Source organism: Streptomyces sp. NPDC001536 (assembly GCF_042894505.1).
Taxonomy (GTDB): Bacteria; Actinomycetota; Actinomycetes; order Streptomycetales; family Streptomycetaceae; genus Streptomyces.
Map to the genome: position 1 here is coordinate 325,377 of NZ_JBIAVQ010000007.1, position 20,151 is coordinate 345,527.

Annotated in this window: 17 protein-coding genes and 1 pseudogene; 8 read left to right on the forward strand and 10 right to left on the reverse strand. The window is 71.7% G+C overall.

Annotated elements, in window-relative coordinates; translation table 11 throughout:
* The first annotated feature begins 16 nt into the window (after window positions 1-16).
* A pseudogene (locus tag ACFY0U_RS21435) lies at window positions 17-194 on the forward strand (DUF1272 domain-containing protein).
* 42 nt (window positions 195-236) lie between these two features.
* Here ACFY0U_RS21435 and ACFY0U_RS21440 read toward each other — a convergent pair.
* Window positions 237-779: a GNAT family N-acetyltransferase gene (locus tag ACFY0U_RS21440; RefSeq protein ID WP_388638023.1), complete on the reverse strand. Its 543-nt coding sequence runs from the start codon at window positions 777-779 to the stop codon at window positions 237-239.
* Window positions 780-848: 69 nt separating this feature from the next.
* The gene (locus tag ACFY0U_RS21445) at window positions 849-2,318 is read right to left on the reverse strand and encodes a ketol-acid reductoisomerase (protein ID WP_388638026.1); all 1,470 of its coding nucleotides are present in this window, start codon (window positions 2,316-2,318) and stop codon (window positions 849-851) included.
* A gap of 88 nt (window positions 2,319-2,406) precedes the next feature.
* On the opposite strand from ACFY0U_RS21445, the gene ilvY reads away from it, so the two are divergent.
* On the forward strand, window positions 2,407-3,258 hold the full coding sequence (gene ilvY / locus ACFY0U_RS21450) for an HTH-type transcriptional activator IlvY (RefSeq protein ID WP_388638029.1): 852 nt from the start codon (window positions 2,407-2,409) through the stop codon (window positions 3,256-3,258).
* Window positions 3,259-3,261: 3 nt separating this feature from the next.
* On the opposite strand, the gene ACFY0U_RS21455 is transcribed toward ilvY, so the two are convergent.
* Entirely contained in the window at window positions 3,262-3,711 is a 450-nt protein-coding gene (locus ACFY0U_RS21455) for an RpiB/LacA/LacB family sugar-phosphate isomerase (RefSeq protein WP_388638032.1), read from the reverse strand.
* A gap of 110 nt (window positions 3,712-3,821) precedes the next feature.
* Entirely contained in the window at window positions 3,822-4,529 is a 708-nt protein-coding gene (locus ACFY0U_RS21460; protein ID WP_388638035.1) for an SDR family NAD(P)-dependent oxidoreductase, read from the reverse strand.
* Between the two features lie 102 nt (window positions 4,530-4,631).
* Between ACFY0U_RS21460 and ACFY0U_RS21465 the strand changes: the two genes are divergently transcribed.
* Window positions 4,632-5,471, forward strand: a complete 840-nt coding sequence (locus ACFY0U_RS21465; RefSeq protein WP_388638038.1) for a helix-turn-helix transcriptional regulator — start codon at window positions 4,632-4,634, stop codon at window positions 5,469-5,471.
* Here the strand turns inward: ACFY0U_RS21465 and ACFY0U_RS21470 are convergent.
* Both ACFY0U_RS21470 and ACFY0U_RS21475 read right to left on the reverse strand, forming a co-directional pair.
* Entirely contained in the window at window positions 5,457-6,701 is a 1,245-nt protein-coding gene (locus ACFY0U_RS21470; RefSeq protein WP_388638040.1) for an ROK family protein, read from the reverse strand. The genes ACFY0U_RS21465 and ACFY0U_RS21470 overlap by 15 nt on opposite strands.
* A gap of 36 nt (window positions 6,702-6,737) precedes the next feature.
* On the reverse strand, window positions 6,738-7,412 hold the full coding sequence (locus ACFY0U_RS21475) for an alpha-ketoglutarate-dependent dioxygenase AlkB family protein (RefSeq protein WP_388638043.1): 675 nt from the start codon (window positions 7,410-7,412) through the stop codon (window positions 6,738-6,740).
* A 68-nt stretch (window positions 7,413-7,480) separates the two neighbouring features.
* Between ACFY0U_RS21475 and ACFY0U_RS21480 the strand changes: the two genes are divergently transcribed.
* Complete coding sequence (locus ACFY0U_RS21480) at window positions 7,481-8,614, forward strand: methyltransferase (protein ID WP_388638275.1); 1,134 nt, start codon at window positions 7,481-7,483, stop codon at window positions 8,612-8,614.
* Here the strand turns inward: ACFY0U_RS21480 and ACFY0U_RS21485 are convergent.
* Window positions 8,604-9,467, reverse strand: a complete 864-nt coding sequence (locus ACFY0U_RS21485; protein WP_388638046.1) for a ketose-bisphosphate aldolase — start codon at window positions 9,465-9,467, stop codon at window positions 8,604-8,606. The genes ACFY0U_RS21480 and ACFY0U_RS21485 overlap by 11 nt on opposite strands.
* An 8-nt stretch (window positions 9,468-9,475) precedes the next feature.
* Window positions 9,476-10,360: an SIS domain-containing protein gene (locus tag ACFY0U_RS21490; protein ID WP_388638049.1), complete on the reverse strand. Its 885-nt coding sequence runs from the start codon at window positions 10,358-10,360 to the stop codon at window positions 9,476-9,478.
* Between the two features lie 138 nt (window positions 10,361-10,498).
* Between ACFY0U_RS21490 and ACFY0U_RS21495 the strand changes: the two genes are divergently transcribed.
* Together ACFY0U_RS21495 and ACFY0U_RS21500 are read left to right on the forward strand one after the other, a co-directional pair.
* On the forward strand, window positions 10,499-11,278 hold the full coding sequence (locus ACFY0U_RS21495) for a DeoR/GlpR family DNA-binding transcription regulator (RefSeq protein WP_388638052.1): 780 nt from the start codon (window positions 10,499-10,501) through the stop codon (window positions 11,276-11,278).
* A 58-nt stretch (window positions 11,279-11,336) separates the two neighbouring features.
* Window positions 11,337-13,154, forward strand: coding sequence for a glycoside hydrolase family 15 protein (locus ACFY0U_RS21500; protein ID WP_388638055.1), 1,818 nt, complete (start codon window positions 11,337-11,339; stop codon window positions 13,152-13,154).
* Between the two features lie 14 nt (window positions 13,155-13,168).
* On the opposite strand, the gene ACFY0U_RS21505 is transcribed toward ACFY0U_RS21500, so the two are convergent.
* Window positions 13,169-14,476: a lysine N(6)-hydroxylase/L-ornithine N(5)-oxygenase family protein gene (locus ACFY0U_RS21505; protein WP_388638058.1), complete on the reverse strand. Its 1,308-nt coding sequence runs from the start codon at window positions 14,474-14,476 to the stop codon at window positions 13,169-13,171.
* An 83-nt stretch (window positions 14,477-14,559) separates the two neighbouring features.
* Between ACFY0U_RS21505 and ACFY0U_RS21510 the strand changes: the two genes are divergently transcribed.
* Window positions 14,560-15,537: a methionyl-tRNA formyltransferase gene (locus ACFY0U_RS21510; protein WP_388638061.1), complete on the forward strand. Its 978-nt coding sequence runs from the start codon at window positions 14,560-14,562 to the stop codon at window positions 15,535-15,537.
* Between the two features lie 122 nt (window positions 15,538-15,659).
* On the forward strand, window positions 15,660-16,676 hold the full coding sequence (locus tag ACFY0U_RS21515) for an iron-siderophore ABC transporter substrate-binding protein (RefSeq protein WP_388638064.1): 1,017 nt from the start codon (window positions 15,660-15,662) through the stop codon (window positions 16,674-16,676).
* Window positions 16,677-16,734: 58 nt separating this feature from the next.
* On the opposite strand, the gene ACFY0U_RS21520 is transcribed toward ACFY0U_RS21515, so the two are convergent.
* A complete protein-coding gene (locus ACFY0U_RS21520; protein WP_388638067.1) occupies window positions 16,735-20,148 on the reverse strand; it encodes an amino acid adenylation domain-containing protein in 3,414 nt (1,137 codons plus the stop codon).
* Window positions 20,149-20,151 lie beyond the last annotated feature (3 nt).

Below are 20,151 nucleotides of genomic sequence, written 5' to 3' on the forward strand. Positions count from 1 at the left end.
GAGAGCGGGAGTACGGATGGCACTGGAAATGCGCGAGCGATGCGAACGCTGCGAGACGACCGAACTCCCGCCGGACGCACCGGCCCGCATCTGCTCGTACGAGTGCACCTTCTGTGTCCCCTGCACCGAGGGGCATGCGGAACATCTGCCCCAACTGCGGCGGCGAACTGGTCCCGCGACCGCGCCGTGTCTGAAAGAACGACCGCGCCGGATCGCCGAAGGGGCAGACGAACCACCTAGCCCTTCGTGTCCGGCTTCCAGTCCTGGGCGAGGAGTCCGAGCACCACCTCGTCCAGGAACTCGCCCATCACCCAGGCCGAGGAGCGCAGGACGCCCTCGCGGACGAAGCCGTTGTGCTCGGCCGAGCGGAGCATGGCGGCGTTGTCCGAGAGGGTCTCGATCTGGAGGCGGTGCAGGCCGCGCACGGTGAAGCCGTAGTGGCAGAGGACGGCGACGACGTCGGTGCCGTAGCCCTTGCCGCGGGCGGACGGCAGCAGGCCGAGGCCGATGTGGGCGAAGCGGTTGTGGGTGTCGATGCCCCACAGGGTTGCGGAGCCGATCAGGGTGCCGCCGTCCAGCTCCACGACGGAGAAGGGGACGTGCCCTTCCTCCTTGTCGTCCACCACGAGCCGAGGGTCCTTCGAGCCGGGCGGGATCGGCCGCCACGGCCGGCCTTCGGACCGGGCGGAGTTGACCACGTCGTCGTAGAGCTCGGTCCGCAGGATCGGGATGTCGTCCTCGTGCCGGGCCCTGAGCCCGACCTTGGTGCCTCTAAGCATGCGGGCTTCCTATCCGACCGGGCTCACCGGCGGCAAACCATTAACGCGGCCGCGCCGGCGGACGGGCTCCTACGCCACCGAGATGTCCACCGACGGCCTCAGCTTGGCCGCCGCGGCCAGGGCCTCGTGCACCGGGTGGGTGTCGAAGGCCGTCAACAGGGCGGTGTCCGAGGGGAGTTCGGCGGTCGAGAAGGCGATCTGCTCGTAGGCGGTCTGGAAGCGCGGGCCCCAGCGGCGGGCGCCGAGGCGGGCCGTGCGGGAGCAGTTGTCGACCATGTAGGCGACGTCGCGGGCGTGCATGTAGGGCAGGAGCGAGTCCACGGCCTCGATGACGGACTCGTTGACGATCTCGGACCAGGGGTGACCGCGCTCGGCGAACTCGTCGATCTGCGCCGTCATCGTGGCGACGAACACGCCTGCCGTGAACGGGTCCACCGGCAGGTCCCGTTCGGCCCGGCGGGCGTGCGCCCGCTTGCTCACCGACCACATCGGTGAGCCGCCGATCCGGCTCATCTCGCGGGCCCCGAGCCGCCGTTCGGCCAGGATCACACTGCGCAGCTCCGTGCCGTCGGCGACCTCGTCGTAGATCTCCGCGACGATCTCGCGGGCGGGGCCGTACGTCGCCGTGTACGCGCGGTCGAACACTTCGCGGTCGGCGGTGTCGAGGTTCTCGCGGACCGCCCTCAGGCCGGCTCGGGAGATCGTGCGGGCGATCGGGCCGGTCACGTTCTCGCAGGAGCGTTCGTACGCCGTCACGTCGTCGTCCCCGGCCAGGCGGTAGCGCGTGAAGAGGCTCTCGACGATGCCGTGGACCGCGCCGAGCAGGATGGCGCGTTCGCCGACGATGTCCGAGAGGTACTCGCTGTCGAGCGTGGTGCGGAAGGTGTACGGCGACCCCAGCGCCACCGACCAGCCCAGCGCGAGGTCGACGGCCCGGCCGTCGGGGTCGGCGTGGACCGCGTAACTGCTGTTGATCCCGGCGCCGTTGATCTCGGCGCCCTGCTGGTAGAGCCGCCGCACCGAGTCGCCCATGCCCTTGGGGCACACCGCGATCACCGCGTGTCCCGGCGGGAAGTCGCCGCCCGTCTCGCGGAGGTGGCCGAGCAGGAAGCCGTGCGAGAGGCCGATCGCGGCGCCCGGCTTGAGCGCCGCGAAGATCTCCTGGTGGTGGGCGGCGAGTGCGGCGTCCGCGATCAGCAGGATCACCAGGTCGCTGTCGGCGGTGACGGCGAGCCAGTCACCGAGGGTGCCGTCCTCCTCGGTGAAGCCGTGGGCGCGGGCCTCGGCGGCCGAGCGGGAGCCGGGGCGCAGTCCGACGGTCACCCGGATGTCCGTGCCGGCGAGGGAGTCGCGCAGGTTGAGGGCCTGGGCGCGGCCCTGCGGACCCCAGCCGATGACGCCGATACGGCGGACCCCGGCGAAGGCCCGCGGGAGCAGCGGGAAGAGATGCCGGCCGCCGCGCAGGATGGTCTCGGTACCGCCGGGCACGTCCATCGTCTCGACGGAGAAGACACGGGAGCTGTACGTGGTCGAGGTCATGGTCGAGTTGTAGGCTCCGGGCGAGCATTGCGGCAAGCGCAACATCCGAAGCGGGGCGTTGCATCGAATGAAAGATGCAGGTCACGGTATGCGCGAGGACCATCGGGACCTGCGGCTCTTCCTGCATCTGGCGCAGACCCTGAACTTCGGGCGGACCAGTCTCGACTGTCATGTCAGCGCGGCGACGCTCACCCGGACCGTCCAGCGGCTGGAGGCCGAGCTCGGGCACCGGCTCCTCGACCGGGGACCGCACGGGGTGTCGCTGACGGCGGAGGGGCACCGGTTCCGCGCCTACGCCGCCGAGGCACTGGAGTTGTGGCGCTCCTACCGCGAGGAGCACCCCGACCCGGCCGAACTCACCGGTCGGCTGGCCGTGTTCGCCACGGTGACCGCCTGCCAGGCGCTGCTGCCGGACCTGTTGGCGCCGTTCCGCGCCGCGCACCCTCAGGTCCGGCTCGACCTGCGCACCGGTGACGCGGCGGCGGCACTGGCCCGGCTGGACGAGGGCGAGGTGGACGTGGCGGTGGCGGGGATCCCGGCGCGGCTGCCGGAGCCGCTGGTGGGCCGGACGGTCGCGGTCACCGAGCTGGTCCTGGTCACGGCCCGGGACCGGCCCGACCCGGACCTCGCCGGACCCTTCGTCCTCCCCCACCGCGGTCTGGTCCGTGACGCCGCCGACCGCTGGTTCCGCGCCCGCGGCACCGCGCCCGAGGTGGTCTGCGAACCGGACGGCCACGAAGGGCTGTTGACGCTGGTCGCCCTCGGCTGCGGCACGGGGGTGGTCCCGCGTCTCGTACTGGAGCACAGCGCGGTGCGCGACCGGCTGTCGGTGGTCGCGGCCGAGCCGGCGCCGGAGCCGTTTCCCATCGGGTTGTGCGTACGGCGGGCCGATCTGCGCCGACCGCTGGTGGCGGCGCTGTGGAGTCTCACGGCGCCCTGAGACTCACGGCCTCTCACGGTCCAGGAGCTCGATGCGCGCCACGTTCTCCCGGTCCTCGGCGTCCTCGCCGGCCTCACCGGCGAACCAGGCGTCGAGGATCTCCTTGAGCAGCGGCTCGGAGGTCAGACGCAGGCTGAGGGCGAGGACATTGGCGTCGTTCCAGCGGCGGGCGCCGTCCGCGGTGTACGCGTCGGTGCACAGGGCGGCCCGGACGCCCGGGACCTTGTTCGCGGCGATGGAGGCGCCCGTGCCGGTCCAGCAGCACACCACCGCCTGGTCCGCCGCGCCGGTGGCCACGTCCCGCGCCGCCGCCTCCGAGCACACCGCCCACTGGGGGTCGGATCCGGGGTGCAGCGCCCCGTGGGCGACCACTTCATGACCGCGTGCGCGCAGCTCGGCGACGAGGCTGCGGGCCACGGGTTCGTCCATGTCCGAGGAGACGGAGATCCGCATGGCCCCGAGCCTACGCGTCGAGCACGCGGGCGAGCAGGTCGCGGCGGATGTGGGTGCCCGTCGTCGTAGACCGGGACGCCTCGGACGCGGATCCGGGAGAGCGCCGAGGATCACCAGGGCAGTGTGCCCTCCGCGTCGACGTAGGCGCCGGTCGGGCCGTCGGGGCCGATCTGTGCCATGCGGACGATGATCTCGGCGCCCTGTTCGACGGTCTGGGTGCCCGTGCGGCCGTTGAGGTCGGTCGCGGTGAAGCCCGGTTCGACGGCGTTGACGCGCATGTCGGGGAACGCCTTCGCGTACTGCACGGTGAGCATGTTGACCGTGGTCTTGGACGCCGGGTAGGCGACGCCGGGGTACGGGTGTGCCGGATCGGCCGGGTCGGACACCTTGGACAGCGAGGCCAGACCGCTGCTGACGTTGACCACGACGGGGGCGGCCGAGCGCCGGAGCAGGGGCAGGAAGGCGTGGGTGACGCGGACGACGCCGAAGACGTTCGTGTCGAACACGGCCCGCAGGGTGTCGGCGGTGAGTTCCGCTGCGCCGGGAACGGTGTTGTTCTCGCCCCGCTGCTCGATGCCGGCGTTGTTGATCAGTACGTCGAGCCCGCCGTCGGCCTCGACGGTCTTCGCGGCGGCCCGGACCGAGGCCTCGTCGGTGACGTCGAGCTGGACGAAACGGGCGCCGAGCCGTTCGGCGGCGCGCCGGCCGCGCTCGGCGTCCCGGGCGCCGATGTAGACGGTGTGACCTGCGGCGAGGAGTCGGCGGGCGGTCTCGAAGCCGAGGCCCTTGTTGGCTCCGGTGATGAGTGTGGTCGTCATGGGCTCCACGTTCCGGCGCGGCGGCCCCGACAGCCAGAAGACCCTTCTTCCTGGGACTCGCAGTACCAGGCACCACGTCGGCCCACGCGGTTGACTGGAGGCATGACGACGACGGAGCTGGGACAGGCGCTGCGGCGCTGGCGCGACCGGGTCGCCCCGGGGACGGCCGGGCTGCCCGCCGGTGGTCAGCGGCGCGCGGCCGGGCTGCGGCGGGAGGAGCTGGCCCTGCTGGCGGGGATCTCGGTCGACTACGTCACGCGGCTCGAACAGGGGCGGGCGGCCAGTCCGTCGGGGCAGGTCGTGGAGGCGCTGGCACGGGCGCTGCGGCTGTCGGGGGACGAGCGGGGGTATCTGTTCCGGCTGGCCGGGCTGATGCCGCCGGGTCCCGAGACGGTGCCGGGGTACATCACGCCCAGCGTGCAGCGGCTGTTGGACCGGCTGGTGGACACTCCCGTCGGGGTCTCCGACGCGGCGATGACGCTGCTCATGGCCAATCCGATGTACGCGGCGCTGATGGGCGACCCGTCCGGCCTGCGCGGCTTCGAGCGCAACGGGGTGTGGCGCAACTTCCTCGGCGCGCCGGGCCGGGTCCGGCACACTCCGGACGAGCGGCGCGCGTTCGAGGCCGGCATGGTCGCCGAACTGCGGGCGACGGCGTCCCGGTACCCCGCCGATCCGCAACTGCGGCGTCTGATCGCGGAGCTGCGGGCGGGCAGCGAGCGGTTCGCCGAGCTGTGGGACGCGGGTGTGGTGGGCCGGCTGGAGGCCTCGCGCAAGACGATCGAGCATCCGCAGGTGGGCCTGCTGACGTTGGACTGCGATCTGCTCCGGGTGGAGGGCAGCGATCTGCACATCCTCGTCTACTCGGCCGAACCGGGTACCGAGGCCGCCGAGAAGCTGGAGTTGGTCTCCGTGCTCGGCATCCAGTCACTGGTGGGTTAGCGCCCCCAGCGGGTCGTCCAGCACCGGCTGCCATGCCAACTCGGCGGCTCCGACCAGGCTGTTGTGGTCGAGGGTGCACGCGAGGATCGGTACGCCGCCGCTCTGCCCCCACAGGCTGCGGTCGGCGACGACCGCGCGCAGCCGGTCCGGGTCGGCGTCGAGGAGGGTGCGGTGCAGGCCGCCGAGGATGATGCGGTCCGGGTTGAGGATGTTGACCAGGCCCGCGAGGCCCAGTCCGAGGCGGTCGATGAGGGCCTCGGTGGCGGTGCGGACGGCCGGGTCGTCGTAGTGGTCGCGGATCAGTTCGTTGGACTGCTGGAGCAGGGACACCTCGGGTCCGGGCTCACGGCCCACGGCGTCGAGGAAGGCGAGCGGGTCGGCCTCGACGTCCAGACAGCCGCGGCTGCCGCAGTGGCAGGGACGGCCCTCGGGGTTGACGGTCAGATGGCCGACCTCGAGCGCCAGGCCCGAACTGCCGGTGTGCAGACGGCCGTCGAGGACCAGCGCCCCGCCCACGCCCCGGTGCCCGGTGGCCACGCACAGCAGGTCGCGGGCGCCGCGGCCCGCGCCGTGCCGGTGCTCGGCGAGCGCGGCGAGGTTGACGTCGTTGCCCGCGAAGGCCGGTCCGGCGATACCGGCGGCACGGACGCACTCCGCGAAGATCCGGCGGACGGGGGCGCCCACGGGCCAGGCCAGGTGCAGCGGGTTGAGGGCGGTCCCGTCGGGTTCGGCGACGGCGGAGGGGACCGCGAGGCCGGCGCCCACGCAGCGCAGGCCGGTGGTGCGCAGCAGCTCGGCGCCCGCCTCGACGACCGAGGCGAGGACCTTCGCCGGGTCGGCGTCGACGGTCTCGCAGCCGGGTGCGGTGGCGACGATCCGGCCGCCCAGGCCGACCAGTGCCGCCCGGAATCCGTCGGCGTGCACCTGCGCGGCAAGGACGACGGGCCCGTCCTCGGCGACCGCGAGCCGGTGCGAGGGCCTGCCCTGCGAACCGGCGGCCGCGCCGGGCCGGGCGTCGACCCGGATCAGCCCGAGCGCCTCCAGTTCGGCGGCGACCGCGCCGGCAGTGGCGCGTGTCACTCCGAGTTCGGCGGTGAGCACGGCGCGGGTGGGGGCGCGTCCGGTGTGCACGAGCTCCAGAGCGGGCCCGAGCGCACCGCGTCCCCGGTCCAACCGCGTCCTCGAGGTCGTTCCTTCCCCCGTCGGCCGGGGATCCGCATTGCCGCTCATGAGGGCGAGTCTCCCATGATCCGCTGTGCCGGCGTCCTACAGGCCACTGACTCTGAGCGTGATGTTCAGCCGCCCGGCCAGCCCCAACTCCGGGGGCGCGGTACCCGGGTACACCTTCGGCACCCCGTGGTACGCGAGCCGCGAGGGCCCGCCGAACACGAACAGGTCCCCGCTGCGCAGCTCGACGTCCGTGTACGGCTTCGTCCGCGTCTCGGTGTTGCCGAACCGGAAGACACAGGTGTCGCCGAGGCTCAGGGACACGACCGGGTCGTCGGCCTTCTCGTCGCTGTCGCGGTGCATGCCCATGCGGGCGTCGCCGTCGTAGAAATTGATCAGTGCGATGTCGTACGACGGTGAGGTCGCCCCGCGTGGGCTCCCCGCCGTGGCAGAGGGCGTCCCGAAGGCGTCCCGCACCGCGCTGCGGCCCAGCTCCCCCAACCACTCGGGGAAGGGCTTCACCGGGGCGCCGTCGCCGTCGACGACCGTGCGGGCGTAGCCGTACGGGTACCAGTGCCGGCCCAGGCAGACCTGGCGGGCGGTCATCGTGCCGCCGCCGGGGGTGTGGACCGTACGCAGCCCCGCCGGTGGGCGGGCCCACTCGCGACAGGCCGCCAGCAGCTCGCGCTGCCGGGTCGTGTCGAGCCAGTCAGGCAGGTGCACCGCGCCCGGCGCGACCTCCGTGCGGGACCTCGGGAACAGCTCGGCGTCCATGGTCCCCATCCTGCCCGACCGGGCGTGAGCTGCGGCTCCGCTAGCCTGGACCCACGATGACCGACCGAATGACGACGCCCTGGGGCGAGCTCGCGCTGGCCCGTTTCCCCGAGGACCCGCGTGACCGGCTGCGTGCCTGGGACGCCTCGGACGAGTACCTCCTGAGACACCTGGCCGAGCAGGAGGTCCCGCTGTCCGGCACGGTCGTGGTCCTCGGCGACCGCTGGGGCGCGCTGGTCACGGCGCTGGCCGCGCACCGGCCGGTGCAGATCACCGACTCCTATCTCACCCAGGAGGCGACCCGGGCGAACCTGGCCCGGGTCGGCGTCGAGACCGGGGCGGTGCGGCTCCTCACCACCCAGGATCCGCCGCCCGGCCGGATCGATGTCCTGCTGGTGCGGGTGCCGAAGAGCCTGGCCCTGCTGGAGGACCAGCTGCTGCGGCTGGCGCCCGCGGTGCACGAGGGCACGGTCGTCGTCGGCACCGGGATGGCGAAGGAGATCCACACCTCGACGCTGAAGCTGTTCGAGCGGATCCTCGGACCGACCCGCACCTCGCTCGCCGAGAAGAAGGCCCGGCTGATCTTCTGCACGCCCGAGCCCACCCCGGAGCCCGCCGCCAGTCCGTGGCCGTACCGCTATGAGCTGCCCGACGGCGTCGGCACGGTGTCGGGGCGCACGGTGGTCAATCACGCGGGCGTCTTCTGTGCCGAGCGCCTGGATGTCGGCACCCGGTTCTTCCTCCAGCACCTGCCGGACAGCGAGGGCGCGCAGCGGGTCGTGGATCTCGGCTGCGGCAACGGGGTCGTGGGGACGGCGGTGGCGCTGGCGAACCCCGAGGCCGAGGTGCTGTTCGTGGACGAGTCGTTCCAGGCCGTGGCCTCCGCGGAGTCGACGTACAAGGTGAACGGCGTTCCCGGGCATGCGGAGTTCCGGGTCGGGGACGGGCTCGCCGGAGTGGCGGACGCGAGTGCCGACCTGGTGCTCAACAATCCGCCGTTCCACTCCCACCAGGCGACCACCGACGCCACGGCCTGGCGGATGTTCACCGGCGCGCAGCGCGCGCTGCGGCCGGGCGGCGAGCTGTGGGTGATCGGCAACCGTCACCTGGGCTACCACGTCAAGCTGCGGCGGCTGTTCGGGAACAGCGAACTGGTGGCCAGCGACCCGAAGTTCGTGGTGCTGAGGGCCGTCAAGAGGTAGCCGCGCCCCCGAGTACCCGGATGATCCGCTCGACCGCCCTCGCCATCGCCTCCCGTCCCACGCCGAGGTACTTGCGCGAGTCGACCGCCTCGGGGTGGGCGGTGAGGAACTCGCGTATGGCGCCGGTCATGGCGATGTTGAGGGCGGTGCCGATGTTGACCTTGGTGATGCCGCCCTCGACGGCGGCGGTCAGTTCGTCGTCCGGCAGGCCCGACGAGCCGTGCAGGACGAGCGGTACGTCCAGCGCGGCGGACAGGCGTGCGAGCAGGGCGTGGTCGAGGGTGGCGGTGCGGGTGGTCATGGCGTGCGAGCTGCCGATGGCGACGGCGAGGGCGTCCACGCCGGAGTCGGTCACGAAGGCGTGGGCCTCGGCGGGATCCGTGCGGGCGCCGGGCGCGTGGGCGTCCAGCGGCGGCTCGCCGTTCTTGCCGCCGACCGCGCCCAACTCCGCCTCGACCCAGAGGCCTTGGGCGTGGGCCCAGTCCGCGGCGGCATGGGTGGCGGCGAGGTTCTCGGCGTAGGACAGGCGGGCTGCGTCGTACATCACGGAGCTGAATCCGGCATCCGCAGCCTGTCTCAGGAGGGCGTCGCTCTGGACGTGGTCCAGGTGCAACGCGACGGGGACGGCGGCGCGTTCGGCCGCGGCGACGGCGGCGCGGGCGAGGGGCAGCAGGCGTCCGAGGCGGAACTTGACCGCGTTCTCGCTGACTTGGAGGACGACGGCGGAGCCCGCCGACTCGGCGCCGGCGACGACCGCCTCGACGTGTTCGAGCGTGACGACGTTGAACGCGGCGACGGCACGGTGCGCGGCGGCGGCCCGCGTGACGAGCTCGCCGGTGGTCACCAGAGTCACGACCGCTCCTAGGAACCTGCGAGGATCACGGAGCGGGTGAGATGGCGCGGCCGGTCCGGGTCCAGCCCCCGGGACGCGGCGACGGCCACGGCGAGCCGCTGGGCGCGGACCAGTTCGGCGAGCGGATCGAGACCGCCCGCGACCCACAGCCCGCCGGTCGCCCGTACCTGGTCGGCCAGCCCCTCGGGCGCCTCGCCGAGCATCCAGGTCGCGGTGCCGTGGGTGGTGACGCTGATGGGGCCGTGCCGGTACTCCATCGCCGGGTAGGCCTCGGTCCAGGACAGTGCCGCCTCGCGCATCTTCAGGCCGGCCTCGTTGGCCAGCCCCACGGTCCAGCCGCGGCCGAGGAAGGTGAACTGCGCGCAGTCGACGAGCCCTTCGGGCAGCGGGCCGGCGAGCGCGGTGCGGGCGTCGGCGACGACGGCGTCGGTGTGCAGGCCGAGGTGGACGCGGAGCAAGGTCAGGGCGGTGGTCGCGAACCGGGTCTGCACGACGGACCGTTCGTCCGCGAAGCCGAGCACGACGACGTCGTCGGCGGCCCGCATGACCGGTGTGTGCGGGTCGGCGGTGAGGGCCGTGGTACGGATACGGCCCGTCAACCGCCCGAGCAGCTCCAGCACTTCGGTGGTGGTGCCGGAGCGGGTGAGGGCGAGGACGCGGTCGTACGGGCGGCCGTGCGGGAACTCGGAGGCGGCGAAGGCGTCCGTCTCGCCCTGCCCCACGCCCTCGCGCAGCGCCGCGGCGGACTGCGCCATGAAGTACGAGGTGCCGCACCCCACGATCGCGACCCGCTCGCCCGGTGCCGGCAGCGCGGCGGCGTGTTCCGGCGCCTCGGCCGCCGCGCGGATCCAGCACTCGGGCTGACTGAACAGCTCGTCCTCGACATGCGTCATGTCGCGACCCCTCCCCTTGCCATGAGCTCGACATGCTTGTTTCTGCAAGATATAGCGAGGTTTCGAGCAGAATCAAGCATTCGCCTGTCATCGGGGGTGCGCTAGGGTCACGGAGAGATCGAGGAAGGGAGGGCGCGGATGTCCCGCGACGCCCGCTGGAAGGCGCTGCTGGAACTGCTCGTGGAGCGCGGCCGGCTGGACGTCGAGGAGGCCGCCGCCGAACTGGAGGTCTCGTCCGCCACGATCCGCCGCGACTTCGACCAGCTGGCCGAGCAGCAGATGCTCGTGCGCACCCGGGGCGGCGCGGTCGTGCACGGGGTGTCCTACGAGCTGCCGCTGCGCTACAAGACGGCCCGGCACGCCTCAGAGAAGCAGCGCATCGCCAAGGCGGTCGCCGGTCTCGTCACCCCTGGCACCGCCGTGGGCCTGACCGGCGGCACGACCACCACGGAGGTGGCCCGCGCCCTGGCCGTACGCCCCGACCTGGCCTCCGGCTCGCCCGCGCTCACCGTCGTCACGAACGCGCTGAACATCGCCAACGAGCTGGCCGTACGCCCGCAGTTCAAGATCGTGGTGACCGGCGGGGTGGCGCGCGCGCAGTCGTACGAGCTCATCGGGCCGCTCGCCGACGGGGTGCTGAGCCAGATCACCATCGATGTGGCGGTGCTCGGTGTGGTCGCCTTCGACGTCACGCACGGCGCCGCCGCGCACGACGAGGCCGAGGCCGCGATCAACCGGCTGCTGTGCGAGCGCGCCGAGCGGGTGATCGTGGCCGCCGACTCCAGCAAACTGGGGCAGCGCGCGTTCGCCCGGATCTGCGCGGCCGACGCGGTGGACACGCTGGTCACGGACACGGCGGCCGGCGGGGACGCCGTGCGGCGCTTCGAGGAGGCGGGGATCCAGGTCGTCGCCGTCTGAGTCCGTTCATGGCACCTGGCGGAGCGAACCGACCTAGGCTGGTTCCAGGGAGGCCGCGATGAGCGCAACACCTTTGGACCAGCCGTATCTGCCGATCGCCGAGCACGGGCTGATCGGGGACCTGCGGAGCGTGGCCCTGGTGGGCACGGACGGCACGATCGACTGGTACTGCTGCCCGTCCTTCGACGCCCCCAGTGTCTTCGCCTCGATCCTGGACGCGGAGCGCGGCGGGTCCTTCGAGCTCGCCGCGTCGGTGCCGGCGAAGACGAAGCAGTTCTACTTCCCCGACACCAACGTCCTGATCACCCGCTTCTTCACCGAGGACGGCGTCGGCGAGGTGCAGGACTTCATGCCGGTCGACGGCGAGCCGGCCGAGTCCGAGCGGCACCGGCTGATCCGGCGGGTGGTGTGCGTGCGCGGTTCCCTCCCGTTCCGCACCCGCGTCGCCCCGCGGTTCGACTACGGCAGGCAGCCGCACACCGTGCGCATGGTCGGCGATGTCGCCGTCTTCGACTCCGCGGACCTCTCGCTCGGCCTGACCGCGACCGTGCCGCTGGAGACCGACGGCCAGGACGCCCGCGCCGACTTCAAGCTCGCCGAGGGCGAGTCGGCGGTGTTCGCGCTGGACCAGGTCGGCGGTGAGGTGACCCCGCGCCGGTGCGCCCGCACCGAGGCCGAGGAGCAGTTCAACAGCACGGTCGACTACTGGCGCCGCTGGCTCTCCGCCTCCAAGTACCGGGGCCGGTGGCGGGAGATGGTGCACCGCTCGGCCCTGACCCTCAAGCTGCTCACCTACGCGCCGACCGGCGCGATCGTGGCCGCGCCGACCACGAGCCTGCCCGAACAGCTCGGCGGGGAGCGCAACTGGGACTACCGGTACGTGTGGGTGCGGGACGCCGCGTTCTGTGTGTACGCCCTGCTGCGGCTCGGCTTCACCGGCGAGGCCGAGGCGTTCATGAACTTCGTGACCAAGCACGTCAGTCCGGGCGACGGCAAACCCTCCGGACCGCTCCAGATCATGTACGGCGTCGACGGCCGCACCGACCTCACCGAGTCCGAACTCCCCCATCTGGAAGGGCATCACGGCTCCGCTCCGGTGCGGATCGGCAACGCCGCGGCGGACCAGCTCCAGCTCGACATCTACGGCGCGCTGATCGACTCGATCTACCTCTACGACAAGTGGGCCAAGCCCATCTCCAGCGACCAGTGGGACGATGTGTGCGCCCTGGTGGAGTGGGTGTGCGAGCACTGGGACCAGCCCGACGAGGGGATCTGGGAGACCCGGGGCGGCCGCAAGAACTTCCTGTACTCACGCCTGATGTGCTGGGTGGCGATCGAGCGGGCGATCCGCATGGCCCACCGGCGCGGGCTGCCCGCGGATCTGCCGCGCTGGCTGGAGTGCCGCGACACGATCTACCGGCGGATCATGAGCCGGGGCTGGTCCGAGACCCGCAAGGCGTTCGTGCAGCACGAGGACGGCGACGTACTGGACGCCGCCGTCCTCATGATGCCGCTGACGAAGTTCATCGCCCCGACCGACCCCAAGTGGCTGTCCACCCTGGACGCGCTCACCCAGGAGCTGGTCTCCGACTCCCTGGTCTACCGCTACGACCCGCTGGCCAGCCCCGACGGACTGCGCGGCGACGAGGGCACGTTCTCCATCTGCTCCTTCTGGTACGTCGAGGCGATGGTGCACGCCGGCCGGGTCGACGAGGCACGGCTCGCCTTCGAGAAGATGCTGACGTACGCCAACCATCTGGGCCTGTACGCCGAGGAGATCAGCCACACCGGCGAGCAACAGGGCAACTTCCCGCAGGCGTTCACGCATCTCGCGCTCATCAGCGCGGCGTTCAACCTGGATCGCGCGCTGGGCTGACGGCGGCCGGCGGATCAGCCGGAGTCGGCCACCCGCCTCGCGAGCAGCGAGCGGTGGATCTCGCCCGCCCGGATCGCCGTCGTGGACAGCAGGGTCGAGGTCAGTCCGTGGGTGTGCTCGGTGCCGCCCTGGAGGTAGATGCCCGCGGTGACGTCGGGTGCGGTCTCCACGCGGTGGTCGCGGGTCACCCGGATGGCGTCCCCGTCGTCCCGCAGACAGACCTTGGCCGCCTCGCCGAGCAGGGTCGTGAAGTCCCGCGGCCGGTATCCGGTGGCGTGCACCAGCAGGTCGGCCTCCATGGTCCGCTCCTCGCCGGTGGGGAGGTATTCGACGGTGATGTCGAGGGCGTTGTCGGCGCGTTCACTCACCTCGCGGATGCGGGAGACGTTCAGGAAGCGCAGCCGCTCCCGGCCGGTGACCTTCTCGCGGTACGCGGTCGCGTACAGGGCCTCGATCAACTCCATGTCGACCACGGAGTAGTTGGTCGAGCGGTGGTAGTCGAACAGGGACTGTTTCACCTCCGAGGGGGAGGTGAAGTAGACGTCCACCGCCTCCGGGTCGAAGATGCGGTTGGCGAACGGGCTGTCGTCCGCCGGGGTGTAGCCGTACTTGGAGAAGACCGCGCAGACCTCGGCCTCGGGGAAGGAGCGGTGCAGGTAGTCGACCGACTCGGCGGCGCTCTGGCCCGCGCCCAGGACGACGGCCCGTCGCACCGGCTTGCCCTCGGCGAGGAGTTTCTCCACGCCGGGCAGCAACTGGCTGTTGTGCCAGACCCGTTCGGACAGTTCGGCGCCCGGTGGCACATGGGGTTCCAGACCGACGGCCACGGTCAGGTTGCGGGCCCGGTACGTCTCACCGCCGCAGACCACCTCGAAGCTGGTGACGGCGCCCGAGTCGTCCCGGACCGGGTCGACGGCGGTCACCTCGTGGTCGTAGGCGACGAGCGAGCGCACCCGGTCGGCGGCCCATGCGAAGTACTCGTGGAACTCGACACGCAGCGGGAACAGGGTCTTCTGGTTCAGGAAGTCGACCAGCCGGCCGCGGTCGCGCAGGAAGCAGAGAAAGCTGAAGTCGCTGGCCGGGTCGCGTAACGTCACCAGGTCCTTGAGGAAGGACACCTGCATGGTGGCGTCGTCGATGAGCATGCCCCGGTGCCAGCCGAAGCCCGATTGGCGTTCCAGGAAAAGGGCGTCGAGCCGTTGCTCGGGTGGAAGGTGTGCGTTGTGTTCCTCAATGGCTATGGCCAGGGCCAGATTTGACGGGCCGAAGCCGATTCCGAGGATGTCGTAGGTGCGATCCGATCCCGTGAGCGGTGAGTTCACCGTGGCATCGCCTCCCTCAGGCAGCCACATGTTAGATAAGGTAAGCCTTACCTTGCAATGAGGCCGTCCGAGGGGAGCACCGCATGCGCGTCGCCATGTTCGGCTATCAGACCTGGGGGCACCGCACACTCCAGGCCCTGCTGGACTCCGACCACGAAGTCGTCCTCGTCGTCACCCACCCCAGGAGCGACCACGCCTACGAGAAGATCTGGGACGACAACGTCGCCGAACTGGCCGAGAAGAACGACGTCCCCGTCCTGCTGCGCAACCGGCCCGACGACCCCGAACTCCTCGCCGCGCTGCGGGAGGCGGAGCCGGACATCATCGTCGCCAACAACTGGCGGACCTGGCTGCCGCCGGAGCTGTTCGACCTGCCGCCGCACGGCACGCTCAACATCCACGACTCGCTGCTGCCTGCGTACGCGGGCTTCTCGCCACTGATCTGGGCACTCATCAACGGCGAGGCACGGGTGGGCGTCACCGCGCACCGCATGAACGCCGAGCTCGACGCCGGGGACATCCTCATCCAGCGGTCGGTGCCGGTCGGACCGGCCGACACCGCGACCGACCTGTTCCACCGGACCGTCGATCTGATCTCACCGATCGTGCGCGAGTCGCTCGACCTGATCGCCGCCGGCAAGGACGTCGGCCAGTGGGTGCCACAGGACCGCGGCCGGGCAAGTTTCTTCCACAAGCGGTCACTTGAGGACAGCCGCATCGACTGGACCTGGCCGGCGGAACGTCTGGAGCGGCTCGTGCGGGCCCAGTCGGACCCGTACCCGAACGCGTACACCTTCCACCGCGGGGAACGCCTCAGGATCACCGAGGCGACCGTGTCGGAGGCGTTCTACGGCGGCACCCCGGGCCGGATCTTCATCCGCGAGGGCGACGGTGTGGTCATCGTGGCCGGCGCCGACGCCCACAACGGGCGTTGCCGCGGGCTCGTCGTCCGGCGGCTGCGCACCGAGGACGGCACGGAGTTCGCCGCCAACGACTACTTCCGGACGATGGGCGGCTACCTCACCCGACACCCGAACTCCCGCCCGGACAAGGTCGGATGACTGACCGTCATATCCGTGTTCGAGCAAGGATCTTGTCCGGAACGCATTGCTGAGGCAAGCCTTACCTTGCTTTACTGACCGGCGTACCGAGTCCTGCCGGCATCTGGCGAAAAGGGATGCACATGTCGAGAAAACTCCGCACCACCCTTCTCACGGTCGCCCTGGCCGCCGCGCTGGCCGCCTGCGGCTCCGTGGAGGACGACGATCCCGCGTCGTCCTCCTCCGACGGCGCCTCGGCCGGGGCCTCCTCGGACGCGTTCCCCGTCACGATCAAGCACAAGTTCGGCAGCACCGAGATCAAGTCGGCGCCCGAGCGGATCGTGGTGATCGGCAACGCCGGCACGGACGACATCGACGCGCTCTACGCCCTCGGCGTCACACCCGTCGCCATCTCCAAGGACGCCCTGAGCTCCGACGGCATCTACCCGTGGCTCAAGGACAAGATCGACACCAAGAAGACCGAGCTGCTCGACACGCTCACGGCGGTCGACTACGAGGCGGTCGCCGCCCTCCAGCCGGATCTGATCCTGGCCACCTCGGACTTCACGCTGGACAAGGACTACAAGAAGCTCGCCGCCGTGGCCCCCACCATCGGCTACGAGACGGCGTGGGGGCAGCAGACCTGGCAGGAGCACGTCGAAGTGGTGGGCCAGGCCGTCGGCAAGCCGGACGAGGCCGCGAAGGTCGTCAAGGACACCGAGGCCGCCATCGCCGCGGTGAAGGCCAAGCACCCGGGCCTCGCGGGCAAGACCTACAGCCTCTCCATCGGCAACACCCCGGCCAAGATCTACACCATCGCCTCCGAGGACGACTTCGCCGCGAAGCTGATGAGCGAGGTCGGGCTGAAGCTGACGCCGTCGGTCACCGGCATCAAGACGGTGAGCGGCAGTCCGACCGGTGAGCTGTCCTTCGAACAGCTCGACAAGCTCGACGCCGACCTGGTGATCATCGCGTTCACCACACCGGACCTGAAGAAGGCCTTCGAGTCCAGCGCGCTGGTGAAGAACATGTCCGCGGTGAAGAAGGGCAACTACGTGGTGACCGACGTCGCCACCATCAGCCAGCTGCGCAGTCCGTCCGCGCTCGGCATCCCGTGGGCGCTGGACAACCTGGACAAGGGCTTCGCCAAGTTCGACTGACCCGAGGGGGAACGGGAGGGGCGGGCCGCATCGGGTGCGGCCCGCCCCTCCTCGTCGCTCACGTCTCGCGCAGGGCCTCCTCGATCTCCTCGGCCGACATGTCCTCGATCTCCAGCTGGATCGCGGCGACCTGCTCCAGGCGGCCGGGGGCCCCCTCCTCGGCGGACAGCCGCTTGGCCATGCTCCCGGCCGTCAGCGTGGCGAACAGGGCCCGTACGGACACCTCGGAGGTGTCGAGGACCTCCCGGAGCCTGCTCACGATGACCGTGGCGAGCACGGAGTCGCCGCCGAGCGCGAAGAAGCCGTCGTCGAGGCCGACCCGTTCGACACCGAGGACGTCCGCCCAGACCCGGGCCACGACCGTCTCCAGCGCGGTCCCGGGCGCCCGGTGCTCCAACTCCTCCTCGGCCTCCCACAGTTGCCGCACGGCCCGCCGGTCCAGCTTGCCGTTGGAGGTGAGCGGAAGCTCCTGGGCGACGGCGATCCGCGACGGGATCATGTGCGACGGCAGCACCGACCGCAGCCACTCCCGCAGTTCCTCCACGGCCGTCCCCCGCTCGGCGGCCACGGCGGCCGCCAGCTGGACCCCCTGCCCCCGGGTGAGCCCGGCGACGGCCCGGCGCACCGCGGGATGTCCGGCGAGCGCCGCCTCCACCTCGCCCAGCTCGATCCGGAAGCCGCGCAGCTTCACCTGGTGGTCGCGGCGGCCGAGGAACTCCAGGGTGCCGTCGGGCCAGTAGCGGGCGAGGTCACCGGTGCGGTACCAGCGCACCCCGTCCGCCTCGGTGAACTTCTCGGCCGTGCGCACCGGATCGGCCCGGTAGCCGAGCGCCACCCCGTCCCCGCCGATCCACAGCTCCCCCGGCACCCAGTCGGGGCAGTCCCGGCCCCGGCCGTCGACGACCCGGCACCGCACGTTGCGCAGCGGAGCGCCGTACGGCACCGCCTTCCACCCGGCGGGCACCTGATCGCCCGTCACCTCGCAGACCGTGGAGTGGATCGCGGTCTCCGTCGTCCCGCCCAGACCGGTGAACCGGCACCCCGGCGCCCGTGCGGCGAGCCGCCCCGGCAGATCGGTGCCTACCCAGTCGCCGCCGAGCAACACCGCTCGCAGCGTGCCGAGTTCGCCCGGCGCGAGGAGCAGCATGTCGAGCAGGGGCGGCACGCAGTTCAGCAGGGTCACCCCGTGGGTACGCACCAGCTCCGCCCACTGACCGGCCTCGCGCCGGTCGGCGTCGTCCACGAGGACCAGGGCGCCGCCCGCGCCCAGCAGCCCGAACGTGTCGTAGACGGAGAGGTCGAAGTCGAGGGCCGAGAGGGCGAGGCAGCGGTCCGAAGGGCCCACGCCATAGCGCTCGTTGAGGTCGTCGACGGTGTTCACGGCCGCCCGGTGCGGTACCTCGACCCCCTTGGGCTCACCGGTCGAGCCGGAGGTGAACAGCACATAGGCGGGCCGCTCCTCGTCCACGCCCACCGGTTCGGCGAGGGGAGCGTGGCTCAGCGACACCGAGTCCAGGACCACCCGGAATCCCGCGGTGGCCCGAATACGCTCCCGGCGAGCGGGCGGTTGCTCCACGCCGACGGGCACGTAGGCGGCGCCCGCGGCGAGCACGCCGAGGACGGCGGTGATCTGGTCGGGTCCCTTGGGCAGGCTGACCGCGACCGTGTCCCCCGGCCGCACACCCCGCTCCACCAGGTCGGCCGCGACCCTCAGCGCCCGGTCCGCCAACTCGCCGTAGGACAAGGCCCCTTCGGAGGCCCAGAGCAGCGCCGGCGCGTCCGGCCGCTCGGCCGCCCGCTCGAAGAACCCCTGGTGCAGCAGCCGGTGACTGCGCGGCCCCTCGGTGGTGTTGACCGCCGCACGCACCGCCTTCTGCTCGTCCGACAGCAGCGCGGGCACCGGCCGCTCCCAGACCGCGTCCTCGGTGCCGAGCCTGCTCACCAGCCCGTGGAAGGCGGCGGACATGGCGTCGACCAGACCCTCGGGGAAGGCGTCCTCGCGGACGTCCCAGTTGACCAGGAGCCCGCCGTCGACCTCGGTCACCTGGCAGTCCAGGACCACCTGCGGGCCCTGGGAGATGATCCAGACCGGCTCCCCGAAGGACTGCCGTACGCCCGCGTCGAACAGCTCCCCCAGGTTCAGCGCACTGGTGAACACGACCGGAGCCAGAACCTGTTCGCCCCGGTGCCGGGACAGGTCGCGCAGGACCTCCACACCGGAGTAGTCGGCGTGGGCGGCGTCGGTGTGCATACGGTCCTGGAGGCGCCGGGCGTGCTCGGTGAAGGAGTCCTGTCCGGCCAGGTCCACGTCGAGGAGGACCGAGCTGGTGAAGTCGCCGACGAGCAGGTCGACATCGGGGTGGGAGCCGCGGCGGTCGAACATGGGGACGTTGAGGAGGAAGCGCGCCTGGCCGCTGAAGGCGGCCAGCACCTCCGAAAAGGCGGCCGCCACCGCCATCGCCGGGGTCAGCCCGTGCCGGTGCGCCCGGGCGGTCAGGCGCTGCTTCTCCTCCGCCCGCAGCCAGTGGTGGCGGCGCGTGACCCGGGTGGGGTCGGCGCGCTCCGCCTCCGGTACGAGCGGGAGTTCGGGTGCGCTGGGCAGTTCGGGGATGCGCTCCTGCCACCATTTCCGCGAGTCCTCGTGGCTGAGCCGCCGTACGGTGGCGCGTTCGGCGAGGTACTCCGGGTAGCTGGTGCGGATCGTCGGCAGCAGCGTCGCCGGGTGCTCGTAGAGGTGGGCGAGGTCGGAGAGCAGGACGCGGTAGCTGAGGGCGTCCGCGGCGAGCATGTCGACGTCGACGTGGAGCCGGCTGCGGCCGTCGGGCAGCAGGGAGAGCTGCACGGAGAAGACCTCGCCGGCCGCGACGTCGAGCCGGGCGTGCGAGGAGGAGTGCCGGAGGTCCTCCAGTTCGGCCGCGAGTGTGCCGGCGTCGAGTGCCCGCAGGTCGTTGACCGCGGTCACGGGGCGGGTGAGCGCGGGAAGGATCTCTTGACGGCCGTCGTCGGTGAAACGGGCGCGGAGCATCCCGTGCCGCTCCACGAGGGCTCGTACGGCGGTGTCGAGCCGTTCCGGATCCACGTCGGCGCCGTCGAACTCGACGTAGAGATGCGCGGCGACGGAACCGAGGGTGGTGTCCTCGCCGCGGCCGATCCAGTAGGCGTGCTGCATGACGGCCAGGGGGAACGGTTCCCCGGGGTCAGCGACCGGGACAGCGACGGGAGCGGGCTCGGGAGCCACGCCGGTGTGAGCCGCCAACAGCGCGCGCCACGCCCTCAGCGTGGGCTCCTTGGCCAGTTCCGCGAAGGTGACGCGGACGCCCTGCCGGCGCCAGCCGCTCGCGATCTTCATCAGGGTGATGGAGTCCAGGCCCCAGGTGATGAGGCTGTCCTCGTCGCTCGGCGGGGTGTCCGCGCCGAATGTGTCGGTGACCGAACGGAGCAGCTCGTCCGCGGTCGGGGGGTGCTGCGTCACCGG